Consider the following 11,771-nt stretch of genomic DNA (forward strand, 5'->3'; position numbering starts at 1 on the left):
CACGGATAGAGCAAGAACAGGGATAGATTAAGTTTCTTTTGCCTCATCCGTGTTCATCCGTGCAATCCGTGGCAAAAAAGCCATGCGGTTCTCATGCGACGCCGTCGCGCGGCAGGCGCAAAGTGAATATGGCGCCGCCTTCGGCACGGTTCTCGGCGCGGATCGTGCCGCCGTGTTCCTCGACGATCTTCTTCGCCACGGCGAGGCCCAGGCCGGTGCCTTTGACCTTGCTCGTTGTGTACGGCTCGAACCAACGCGCGTCGAAGCCCTCGGGCAGGCCCGGGCCGTTGTCGGCCACGGCCAGCTCGATCCAGTTGCGGTCGGCGTCGCGCACTTCGCGCGTGATCACCTCGATGTGCGGCTTGTGCTCGCCGGTCACCGCTTCGAGCGAGTTCTTGATCAGGTTGTGCAGGAGCTGGCGCAGGCGTACTGCGTCGGCGCGCAGATTCGGATCGCCCGGCGCGAACTGGCGCGTGAGCTGAATGCGCTGGTCGTTCTCATAGAGATCGACGACCTCGCCCGCTAACGCATTGATCGACAGCGGCCGCGCATCGATCTGCGGCGGCCGCGCGTAGTCGCCGAACGCATTGACCATCGCCTTGAGCGCTTCGACCTGGTTGACGATGGTCAGCGTGGCGCGGTCGAGCACTTCGGTCTCGTCGGGCGGCAGGCGGCCGATGAAACGCCGGCGCAGGCGCTCCGCGGCGAGCTGAATCGGGGTCAGCGGGTTCTTCACTTCGTGGGCGAGGCGGCGTGCCACTTCGGCCCAGGCCGCGTCGCGCTGGGCGCGGTTGAGCAGGGTCAAGTCGTCGAACACGGCGACGGTGCCGGCGTCTTCGCCAAGCGTCGGCGCGAGTTCGGCGCCGCGCAGCATGAGCACGCGGCGCTCGCCGCCGTCTTCGAGCACGACTTCCTCGCGCCATTCACGCGCCGCTTCGCGCATGTGCTTGAGGATCGGATCGATCAGCGGCGCCAGCGCCGGCCGTTCGCGCCGCACCGCGCCGAGATGTTGGCCGATATAGCGCGACAGGGGCAGGTCGAGGATCGACTCGGCGGCGTGATTGGCTGTGCGCAGCACGCCTTCGCGGTCGAGGCCGAGAACGCCCGCGGACAGGCGTTCGAGCACGGCCTTGAGATAGGTGCGCTGGCTGTCGGTCTCCTGTGCGCTGCGCACGAGGCGCGAACTCGCGCGTTCGAGTTCGCCCTGCATCTGGTTGAACGAATGCGTGAGGAAGCCGAGTTCGTCGTCGCTCGCAACCGGCAGCGGCGTGTCGTAGCGGCCGGCGCCGACCGCGCGCGTGGCCGCGGCGAGACGGCCGATCGGCGAGGTCAGGCGGCGCGCGAGGCCGAACGCGGTGAGCACCGCGAACAGCGCCGACAGAAGCAGCACGAAGGTCAGCACGAAGGTCAGGGTCAGCTTCAGCGAATCGCGCAGGAACTTCAGGCGCTGGAAGTCATAGCCGGCCTGCTCGACCGTTGCCATGAGCGGCTGCACTTGCGCGGGCACCGGATACAGCGCCTGGAGCAATCGATTGGCGCCGGGCGTGGTATCGGGCAGCGGCAGGATCACGCGTAGCTTGAGTGCGCCCGGCTCGCCGACCGGTTCGGCGACCGCGTAGCGGCCGGCCGTCTTCAACTGGATCAGCGCATTCGCATCCGGATAGACCGCGTCGAGAAAACGCGGATCGGAACCCGCGTTGGCGAGCACGCGGCGGTCATCGCCGAAGACCACGAGCTGGGTGATCGGCTGGGCGTCGAGCGCGGTGTTGAGGCGCGTCTGCAGATCGGCGTCGGGCGCATCGGCGAGTTCGCGCGCGATCTTCGTCGCGCTCGCGTCGGCCGCACGCAGACGTTCGTCGAGGTAGGCCTTGCCGACGCCGAGCGCGGCGGACAATCCCTGCTCGATGCGCGCGTTGAACCAGGTGTCGACTGTCGCATTGAGAAAATACAGCGAGAAGCCGTAGACCACGAGCACCGGCGGCACGGCGAGCGAGATCAGCATGAGCAGCATGCGCCGGGTCAGGCGCGCGCCGGGCAGGGCACGCGCGAGTTCGCGCGAAAGGCGCACGAGACGCTGGACGATGATCGCGATAAGCACGATCAGCGCAAACGCCGAGGCACCGAGAATCCACGGATAGAAGCGACTGAGCCGGTTGTTGTCGCTCGCCGCGTCGCGCGCGAGCAGCAGCGCCGCCGCGAGCAGGGCGGCGATCGCCAGCGCCGGCAGCACGCGCCGGGCGAAGAAGTTCAGCCCGTACCGGACTTGGGCTGCCATGCGTAGTTTCCGGTGGAAAGGCGCCAGTCTGCGTCGATCATGGCGGGCAGGCGCAGTGCGCCGGGCAGGGCGTCGCGTTCGAGATCGATGCGCAGCACGTAGCACTGCGCGGCTGCGGCGCTCATCGTCGGATCGAGCGGCAGGCGCAGGTCGGCGATCGCGGCGATGACGAGCTGGCGCACGCTGTAGCTGCGCGTCTGCACGTTGTCCTGGGCGAGGTCCGGATCGCGCAGCTGGTATTGCCGGGTCAGTGGAAAATAGCGCAGCTCGCGGCGCCAGCGCTGTTCGGCGATATTCGTCTTCCAGCCGAGCGGGCCGGCCGCCTGCGCCGACAGGGTGATCTCGAACACCAGCGGGATGCCATGGTCGAGGCCGTCAAGCAGGGTCTCGTTGGGCTGCCAGTCGAGCTGCGCGGTCAACGCGCCGCCGCCGACCGCGGCTTCGCGCACCGCGAAACGTGCGCCGTCGCCCGTGCGCGCACAGGCGCCCGCCATCGCCGCAAGGGCGATCGGAAAAAGTGTACTAATGAACTTTTTCCAATACCGCATAGTAGAACCCGTCCATGCCGCGCTCCCCCGGCAAGTTCTGCGCGCCACCCTGTTCTGGACGATGCCAGCCGTCCGGCGCGGCGGCGGCGATCCGCGCGTCGCCGTGCCGGGCGAGGGCGCGCGCGATCTGCCGCGCGTTCTCTTCGGCGAGCACGGAACACGTCGCATAGACTAAGCGTCCGCCCTTGCCAAGCAAAGGCCACAGCGCATCGAGGATGCGCGCCTGCTCGGCGACGAGGCGCGGAATGTCGTCCGCGCGACGGTGCAGCTTGATGTCAGGCTGGCGGCGCACGATGCCGCTCGCCGAGCACGGCGCATCGATCAGAATGCGGTCGAACGGGCGCCCGTCCCACCAGGCGGCGGGCTCGGCAGCGTTGCCCGCGCGCACGTCGGAAGCGACGCCGAGACGCGAAAAGTTTTCGGCGACGCGCGGCAGGCGCCGCGCATCGGCATCGAGCGCGACGAGTTTCACCTGCGCGCTTTCGAGGATATGCGCCGACTTGCCGCCGGGCGCCGCGCAGGCGTCGAGCACGCGCTGGCCGTCGGCGAGGTCGAGCAGCCCGGCGGCGAACTGGGCCGCGCCGTCCTGCACCGAGAACTCGCCCTCGGCATAGCCGGGCAGACGCGTCACGTCGGCACTCTGTGCGAGCACGATGGCGTGCTCGAGCCGCGTGTCCGCCTGAGCTTCCACGCCGGCTGCGGTGAGCCGCGCGAGCAGATCATCACGGCGCACGCGGCGCCGGTTGACGCGCAGCCAGAGCGGCGCCTGGGCGTTGTTCGCTGCGACGATCGCGTCGGCCTGTTCCGGCCAATCGGCGCGCAGCGCTTCGAGCAGCCAGGCCGGATGTGCGCTGCGCGTCAGCGGATCGGCGTCGAGCTGTGCAATCAGACTGTCGCGCTCGCGCAGCCAGCGCCGCAGCAGGGCGTTGACGAGGCCGGCGAACTTCGGCTTGCGCAAGGCACGCGCGGCCTCGACCGTCGCCGCCACCGCGGCGTATTCCGGCAGGCGCAGGACGTCGAGCTGGACGAGGCCGAGTACGGCGAGGGCGTGCACCTGCGCCTCGCGCTCGCGCAACGGGCGTTCGAGCAGGCGGTCGAGCGCCGCGTCGTAGCGCAGCCACCAGCGCGCGCCTTCGTGCAGCAGGCTCGACAGCAGGGCGCGGTCGCGTGCATCGGCGAGCTTTCCCGACGACGCGGCGAACGCGGTGCGCAACGATTCCCCGTGGACGATCCGCGCGAGCGCCTGCGCGGCGATCGCGCGTACGTCGGCCGCTTGCGGCGGACGCGCGTTCATTGCGCGGGTTTCGGTGCCGGCCGCTTCAATTCCGGCCGCGCGTTGAGATAGTCGGCGGCGGCGATGCACCGCCCGCCCGCGCGCTGCACGTCGAGCAGGCGCAGCACGCCATCGGCGCAGGCGATGTCTATGCCGTCGCGCGACGCGGCTACAACGGAACCGGGAGCGGCGAGCGCTGAGCGGTGAGCGGAAAGAGCCGCCGCGTTCCACAGACGCAGCGTTTCGCCTTCGACGATCGCTTCGGCCACCGGCCACGGATCGAACGCGCGCACTTTGCGTTCGAGCGCCACGGCGGATTCATTCCAGTCGAGCCGCGCCTCAGCCTTGTCTAGCTTGTGCGCGTAGGTCACGCCGGCTTCGGGCTGCGGCGTCGCCGCGAGTAACTCGTCGCGCACGACGCGATCGAGTCCGTCGCCAAGCAGTTCGGCGCCGAGCGCGGCGAGTTTGTCGTGCAGGCTGCCGCCGGTATCGTCGCATGCGATCGGAACCGCGCGGCGCAGCAGCACGGGGCCGGTGTCGAGACCGGCCTCCATGCGCATCAGGCAGACGCCGCTTTCAGCGTCGCCGGCGAGCACCGCGCGCTGGATCGGTGCCGCGCCGCGCCAGCGCGGCAGCAGCGAGGCATGCACGTTCCAGCAGCCGAGCGCCGGAATCGCGAGCACCTTGCGCGAAAGGATCAGGCCGTAGGCGACCACGACCATAAGATCCGGCGCATACGCGGCGAGGCGTTCGCGCGCGGCGGCGTCCTTCAAGTTCTCCGGCTGCTCGACCGGCAGGCCGGCTTCGAGCGCGGCCGCTTTGACCGGGCTCGCGGCGAGTTTGCGCCCGCGGCCCGACGGTCGGTCGGGTTGGGTATAGACGGCAACGACGTCGACGCCTTCGCGGCGGCACGCGGCCAAGTGCGGCACGGCGAAATCCGGCGTTCCGGCGAACACCACGCGCAGGGGACGGTTCATCGCGGGAGTTTTCAGCTCGCCGCGGCGCGGCGCTGTTTTTCCAGCTTCTTGCGCACCAGCTCGCGCTTGAGCGGGGACAGATAATCGACGAAGAGCTTGCCGATCAGATGGTCCATCTCGTGCTGGATGCAGATCGCGAGCAGGCCGTCGGCCTGGAAGTTCTGCGGCTTGCCGTGGCGGTCGAGCGATTCGACCGTGATCGTGTCGGCGCGGTCGACGTCGGCGAAGATGCCGGGCACCGATAGGCAGCCTTCCTGATAGGTCTGGCTGCCGACGCTGGCGACGATCGCCGGATTGATCAGCACCATCGGCTCGTTTTTCTCTTCCGACACGTCGAGCACGAGCAGTTGCTTGTGCACGTTGACCTGGCTCGCGGCCAGGCCGATGCCAGGCGCGTCGTACATCGTCGCGAACATATCGTCGATCAAGGTCTGCAGCGCGTCGTCGAACACGGTCACGGGCTGCGCCTTGGTGCGCAGGCGCGGATCGGGATATTCGAGGATGGGCAGCAGACTCATGACACGAAACCGGAAAGTTTGGAAGGAAAGTATACGCCAACGCGCCCCGGGCGACGAACCTGCGCGCCGCGTCGCGTTTCAGGAAGAGGATTTTCCTCTACACTTCGCGCACTTGCCCGCGATGCATGGAGGCGGGTTCTTGGGCCTTGGGGAACATCGGGACTCACTATGCTGAAGAAGTTGCCTGCGATTTTCGCCGGACTCGCGTTGACGCTCGTCGCTTACGCCGCCACGGTCGAGCTCAAGCCCGGCCACCCGGACACCTATGTCGTGCGCCGCGGCGACACGCTCTGGAGCATCTCCAACAAGTTCCTCAAGAAGCCCTGGCAATGGCCTGAGATATGGCAGGCCAACGGTCAGATCAAGAACCCGCACCTGATTTTCCCGGGCGACGTGATCAATCTCGCCTATCTCGACGGCGGCCCGCGCCTGAGCAATTCCGGCGGCCCGCACGCGCGCGTCGAGCAGCTCGAGGACGCGGTGAAACCGATTGCGCTCGAACGCATCGACAAGTTCCTCAAGCGCACGCGCGTCATCGACATCGACCAGTTCAAGAACGCGCCGCACGTGGTCGGCGCCGAAGAAGCGCATCTGCGCGCGACGCCGGGCCAGCTCGTCTACGTGCGCGGACTCGACGCCGCGCCGGGCCAGCAGCTCGCGATCGTGCGCGTGCTCGGCCGCTACTACGAGATCGTGCCGCGCAACGGCGAGCCGCAGCGCTTCTACCGCGACTCGACGGACGAGCCGAGCCGCGACCACGAGATCCGCGGCGACCTGATGTGGCGTCACGGCCCGCAGGAATCGAGCCTTGCCGGCAAGGTCAATTTCATCGGCTACGAAGGCTTGCAGATCGGCACGGTACGCGTGACCAAGGCGGCCAATCCTTCCTCGGCCCTGCTGCTCGCCTCGGACATCGAAGTGCGTCCGGGCGATCTCGTCCTGCCGCTCGACGACAAGCCCTACGACGCCCAATACGTGCCGCATCCGCCGAAGCAGGTGCCGGCCGGCATGCGCGTGGTCGCGTTCACCGACACGATCGACCCGTCGGGCTGGATGGTCGCCGGACGCGACCAGGTGCTCGCTCTTTCGCACGGCGCCGCCGACGGCGTGGAGAACGGCCAGGTTTATTCGATTTTCCACCCGGGCGAGCAGGTCAACGACAATTTCGACTATTCGCCTGAAAGCGGGAAGAAATTCTTCCATCCGAAGGACGCCAAGGTGCAGCTGCCCGAGGAATACATCGGCCATGTGATGATCTTCCGCACCTTCGACCACGTCAGCTACGGCCTTGTCGTCGACGGGGTGAAGCCGGTGCACCTGCTCGATCCGCTCTACGAGCCCGATCACCTCTGAACGCACGCAAGCCAGGGAGATGGCGATGTCGGATGCACTGGAAACCCGCCGCACGCGCGCCTGGTTGACCCTGCTGCGCGCGCCCGGACTCGGCGCCGCAGCGATCCGCGACCTGCTCGCCCGGCATGGCGACGCCAGCACCGCGCTGGAGCGTGCGCGGCGTGAAGCACCCGAAGAAGCGCGCAGCTGGCTCGCCGCACCCGACTCGGTGCGGCTGGCCGAAGACGAAGCCTGGCTTGCCGAGCCCCACCATCACCTGCTCGTCTGCGACAGCGAAGACTTCCCCGTCCTGCTGCGCGAGATCGGCAGCGCTCCGGCTGCGCTGTTCGTGATCGGCGACCCGGCCTTATTGTGGACCGCGCAGATCGCCGTCGTCGGCGCGCGCAGCGCGAGCGCCGCAGGTGTGGCCAATGCGCGTGCATTCGCGCGGGCGTTTGCGCTCGCCGGCAACACGGTCACGAGCGGACTCGCCGAAGGCATCGACGGCGCCGCGCACGCGGCCGCGCTCGACGCCGGCGGCAAGACCGTCGCCGTGCTCGGCACCGGCATCGATCTGGTCTATCCGCTCCAGCATGCGGAACTCGCCGCGCGCATCGCCGCGAGCGGCGCCCTGGTCAGCGAGTATCCGCCGGGCGTGCCCGGACATCCCAAGCATTTTCCGCGGCGCAACCGCATTATTTCCGGGCTGAGCCTCGGCACCCTCGTGGTCGAGGCGAGCCTGAAATCCGGGTCGCTGACCACCGCGCGCTATGCCGCCGAACAGGGCCGCGAAGTCTTCGCCCTGCCCGGCTCGATTCACAGCCCGCTCGCACGCGGCTGCCACAAGCTGATCCGCGAGGGCGCGAAACTCGTCGAGACCGCGGGCGAGGTGCTCGAAGAGCTGCACGGCGTCGGCGCATTACTTGCCGACGGCCTGCGCGAGCGCTTGGCGACGACCGCTGACGGCCAAGACGCAGCGGCCGCGCGTTTCGCCGGCGATCCGCGCGCTCGCGATCCCGACTATGCCGCACTGACGAAAGCGCTGGGGCCGGAACCCGTGGCGCTCGATGAGCTGGCCTTGCGCACCGGCCTGGCCGCCGCCTCGCTTTCTTCGATGCTGCTGATGCTCGAACTCGACGGCCTCGTCGTTGCCGAGAATGGGCGTTACGCGCGCAAGACGCCCACGCCGGGTTGACCCAGAGTCCAAACTCAGGCTTGACGATTGTTCGGAACGGGTGCCAACAATCCCGCCAAGGCGCCGAGCGCAGTCGAACCCAGCGCGATCAAATAGTCGGAGGGTTTGGCGACGAAAACATTCGCAAACGACAAGGTTTCCACCCCCGCCACTAGAAACACGAGGAGCGCCAGAGTGATCACCACGGTGCGGTAGATGAATCTGTCGTTGTGAGCCAGCTCCAGGCGTCGCTCCTGAGCCGCGAGCGTGGCGAGTATCGGCAGCGGCGCGGCCAGAAAATCTTTCATCCCCTGTTCGTTCGCGAGGTGTGCAAGCAGCTCGGTCGCGGACTTCGGGATTTCTGCACTGTTCATCCTGTTTTCTCCGGTAATTGAACGAGGGATGGGCATTGACCGGGACGCATCTCGGCGTCACCTCACAGGCATAGGAATCAGCATGAAGAAAGTTGTCTCAGCTTTTGTTTCCGTCATTTAGTACTTGACAGCGCGCCCGCTGTCGGGGTTGACTGAAAAAAAGGGCGCCCTAGACTCCTGCGCCGCAATTCCTTGAATTTCCTTCACTCCCATCCATTTATCCGCATCGAAGCGGATGTGGTTGCGCCCGCAAAGTAATGCCATGGCAAAAAATCTCCTCATCGTCGAATCGCCCGCCAAGGCGAAGACGATCAACAAATATCTCGGCAAGGACTTTCAGGTCCTGGCGTCCTACGGTCACGTGCGCGACCTCAAGCCGAAAGAAGGCGCGGTCGATCCCGACCACGACTTCGCGATGGCCTACGAGCTGATCGACAAGAACGAGAAACACGTCGACGCGATCGCCAAGGCGGCGAAGGCGGCCGATTCCATCTATCTCGCGACCGACTTGGATCGCGAAGGCGAAGCCATTTCCTGGCACATCTCGGAAATCCTCAAACAGAAGAAACTGCTCGACGGCAAGGAAGTGCACCGCGTGGTGTTCTCCGAAATCACGCCGCGCGCGATCCAGGAGGCCGTGGCGAATCCGCGCCGGCTCTCGCACGACCTGATCAACGCACAGCAGGCGCGCCGCGCGCTCGACTACCTGGTCGGCTTCAATCTCTCGCCGGTGCTCTGGCGCAAGGTGCAGCGCGGCCTGTCCGCGGGCCGCGTACAGTCGCCGGCGCTGCGCATGATCGTCGAACGCGAGGAAGAGATCGAAGCGTTCAAGGCGCAGGAATACTGGACGATCGAAGCCGATTGCGCGCATCCGGACCAGCGCTTCGCTGCGCGCCTGATCAAGCTGCGCGGCAAGAAATTCGAGCAGTTCGACCTGACCAACGAGGCCGACGCGCATGCCGCGCGCGACGCGTTGATCAAGTCCGCGCAGGGCCGCCTCGTCGTCGCCGAAGTGCAGTCGAAGGAACGCAAGCGCCGTCCCGCGCCGCCGTTCACGACTTCGACCTTGCAGCAGGAAGCCGCGCGCAAACTCGGCTTCTCGACCACGCGCACGATGCGCATTGCCCAGGGCCTTTACGAGGGCGTTGCGATCGGTGGCGAAGGCACGGTCGGCCTGATCACTTATATGCGTACCGACTCGGTCAGCCTCGCGGCCGATGCGATCACCGAAATCCGCAAGGTCATCGCGCGCGACTACGGCGCTAAAGGCCTGCCCGAAACGCCGAACTTTTACCGCAGCAAGCAGAAGAACGCGCAGGAAGCCCACGAAGCGATCCGCCCGACTTCGGCGCTGCATACGCCGCGCGAGATGGCCCAGTACCTCAGCGACGACCAGCGCAAACTCTACGAGCTGATCTGGAAGCGCGCAGTCGCAAGCCAGATGCAGTACGCGACGCTCAACACCGTGTCGGTCGATCTCGATCCGGGCAACGACTCGATGTTCCGCGCAAGCGGCACGACTGTGGTCGATCCGGGCTTTCTCGCCGTCTACGAGGAAGGCCGCGACGCCAAGAACGCCGAGGACGACGACGAGAACCGCAAGCTGCCGGCGATGCAGATTGGCGAAGCGGTGCCGGTTGCCGGCATCGCCGCCGACCAGCATTTCACCGAGCCGCCGCCGCGCTATTCGGAAGCCTCGCTGGTCAAGACGCTCGAGGAGTACGGCATCGGCCGGCCGTCGACCTACGCCAGCATCATCCAGGTGCTGCTCAACCGCGAATACGTCACTCTCGACAGCCGCCGTTTCCGCCCGACCGACGTCGGCCGCGCCGTGGCGAAATTCCTCTCGGGCCATTTCACCCAGTACGTCGACTACGATTTCACCGCGAAGCTCGAAGACGAGCTCGACGCGGTCAGCCGCGGCGAAGAAGAGTGGGTGCCGCTGCTGAAGAAATTCTGGACGCCGTTCAAGGCGCTGGTCGAGGACAAGACCGAGACCGTCGATCGCAGCGAAGCCGGCGGCGAGCGCGTGCTTGGCGACGACCCGGTTTCCGGCAAGCCGGTTTCGGTGCGCCTCGGCCGCTACGGGCCGATGGCCCAGCTCGGCGGCCGCGACGACGAAGAGAAGCGCTTCGCCTCGCTGCGTCCGGGCCAGAGCATCCACACGATCACGCTCGATGACGCGCTGCATCTGTTCAAGCTGCCGCGCGAACTCGGCCTCGCCGACGACGGCGACAAGATCAGCGTCGGTGTCGGCCGCTTCGGCCCGTTCGTCAAGCACGGCAAGACCTACGCCTCGATCAAGGCGCCCGACGATCCGTACACGATCGAGCTGGCGCGCGCGAAAGAACTGCTGCACGAAAAGGCAGAAGCGATCCGTAACCGCGTCATCGCGAGCTTCCAGGACGGCGCGATCCAGATCCTGCGCGGCCAGTACGGTCCGTACATCACCGACGGCAAGAAGAACGCAAAGATTCCGAAGGACCGCGAACCGGCGAGCCTGACCGAAGCCGAATGCGCCGAGCTGCTCGCCGCCGCGCCCGAGAAGCGTGGCCGCTTCGGCCGGGCCGCCAAGGGTGCGCCAGCGAAGAAGGCGGAAGCCGCACCGGCCAAGAAGGCCGCGAAGAAGGCGCCCGCAAAGAAGGCCGCGGCGAAAAAGACCGCAACGAAAAAGGCCGCCGCCAAGAAAACGGCCGCCAAGGCCGAGTGACGGCAGCGGAATGCAGCCCGCTCTCGATTCGGCCGTTGCCGCACTGCGCGCAGGCGGCGTGATCGCTTATCCGACCGAGGCCGTATTCGGCCTCGGCTGCGATCCGTGGAACGAAGCCGCGGTCACGCGCCTGTTTGCGCTCAAACGCCGCCCGCCGACTCAGGGCGTGCTGCTGATCGCGGCCGACGTCGCCCAAGTGGAAGAATTCATCGATCCGGCAGCCGTGCCGGACGAGGCGTTCGCGCGCGCGCGCGCGACCTGGCCCGGACCGCATACCTGGGTGTTTCCGCGCGCCGCGGCGACGCCCGGCTGGCTCAGCGGCGGGCATGCCGGCATCGCCCTGCGCGTGACTGCGCATCCGCTCGCCGCCGCGCTGTGCCGGGCCTACGGCGGCGCGCTCGTTTCCACCAGCGCCAACCGCCACGGCGAGCCGCCGGCGCGCAGCGCCGAGGCCGCCCATGCTGCGTTCGGCGGCGAGGTAGCCTATATTCTGGCTGGCGAGACCGGCGGACTGGACCGTCCGACGCCGATTCGTGACGTCATCACCGGTGCAGAATTTCGAGTTTAGCGACACGTTTGAAGGCGGTTTG

Annotated in this window: 10 protein-coding genes; 4 read left to right on the plus strand and 6 right to left on the minus strand. The window is 67.2% G+C overall.

What is annotated here, in order from left to right; all coding sequences use genetic code 11:
* Positions 1–91: 91 nt before the first annotated feature.
* Genes FFS30_RS07675 through def form a run of 5 tightly spaced genes read right to left on the minus strand, consistent with a single transcriptional unit; the run spans position 92 to position 5,591 of the window.
* A complete protein-coding gene (locus FFS30_RS07675; RefSeq protein WP_137912459.1) occupies positions 92–2,275 on the minus strand; it encodes an ATP-binding protein in 2,184 nt (727 codons plus the stop codon).
* Positions 2,248–2,823, minus strand: coding sequence for a DUF4390 domain-containing protein (locus tag FFS30_RS07680; protein WP_137912460.1), 576 nt, complete (start codon positions 2,821–2,823; stop codon positions 2,248–2,250). Before FFS30_RS07680 ends, FFS30_RS07675 begins: the two co-directional genes overlap by 28 nt.
* A complete protein-coding gene (gene rsmB, locus FFS30_RS07685; protein WP_137912461.1) occupies positions 2,798–4,117 on the minus strand; it encodes a 16S rRNA (cytosine(967)-C(5))-methyltransferase RsmB in 1,320 nt (439 codons plus the stop codon). The genes FFS30_RS07680 and rsmB overlap by 26 nt, the downstream gene beginning before the upstream one ends.
* Positions 4,114–5,061: a methionyl-tRNA formyltransferase gene (gene fmt / locus FFS30_RS07690; protein ID WP_171014490.1), complete on the minus strand. Its 948-nt coding sequence runs from the start codon at positions 5,059–5,061 to the stop codon at positions 4,114–4,116. Before fmt ends, rsmB begins: the two co-directional genes overlap by 4 nt.
* A 23-nt stretch (positions 5,062–5,084) precedes the next feature.
* Positions 5,085–5,591, minus strand: coding sequence for a peptide deformylase (gene def, locus FFS30_RS07695; protein WP_137912463.1), 507 nt, complete (start codon positions 5,589–5,591; stop codon positions 5,085–5,087).
* Positions 5,592–5,759: 168 nt separating this feature from the next.
* Between def and FFS30_RS07700 the strand changes: the two genes are divergently transcribed.
* Together FFS30_RS07700 and dprA are read left to right on the plus strand one after the other, a co-directional pair.
* The gene (locus tag FFS30_RS07700; protein WP_137912464.1) at positions 5,760–6,944 is read left to right on the plus strand and encodes a LysM domain-containing protein; all 1,185 of its coding nucleotides are present in this window, start codon (positions 5,760–5,762) and stop codon (positions 6,942–6,944) included.
* Between the two features lie 25 nt (positions 6,945–6,969).
* Positions 6,970–8,118, plus strand: a complete 1,149-nt coding sequence (gene dprA / locus FFS30_RS07705; protein WP_137912465.1) for a DNA-processing protein DprA — start codon at positions 6,970–6,972, stop codon at positions 8,116–8,118.
* Positions 8,119–8,132: 14 nt separating this feature from the next.
* Here dprA and FFS30_RS07710 read toward each other — a convergent pair whose 3' ends face one another.
* Positions 8,133–8,471, minus strand: coding sequence for a hypothetical protein (locus FFS30_RS07710; RefSeq protein WP_137912466.1), 339 nt, complete (start codon positions 8,469–8,471; stop codon positions 8,133–8,135).
* 262 nt (positions 8,472–8,733) lie between these two features.
* On the opposite strand from FFS30_RS07710, the gene FFS30_RS07715 reads away from it, so the two are divergent.
* Both FFS30_RS07715 and FFS30_RS07720 read left to right on the plus strand, forming a co-directional pair.
* Entirely contained in the window at positions 8,734–11,181 is a 2,448-nt protein-coding gene (locus FFS30_RS07715) for a DNA topoisomerase I (RefSeq protein WP_137912467.1), read from the plus strand.
* A 10-nt stretch (positions 11,182–11,191) separates the two neighbouring features.
* Positions 11,192–11,749, plus strand: coding sequence for a Sua5/YciO/YrdC/YwlC family protein (locus tag FFS30_RS07720; protein ID WP_137912468.1), 558 nt, complete (start codon positions 11,192–11,194; stop codon positions 11,747–11,749).
* Positions 11,750–11,771 lie beyond the last annotated feature (22 nt).

This window comes from Rudaea sp. 3F27F6 (assembly GCF_005503555.1).
In the GTDB taxonomy this organism is placed as follows: Bacteria; Pseudomonadota; Gammaproteobacteria; order Xanthomonadales; family Rhodanobacteraceae; genus Rudaea.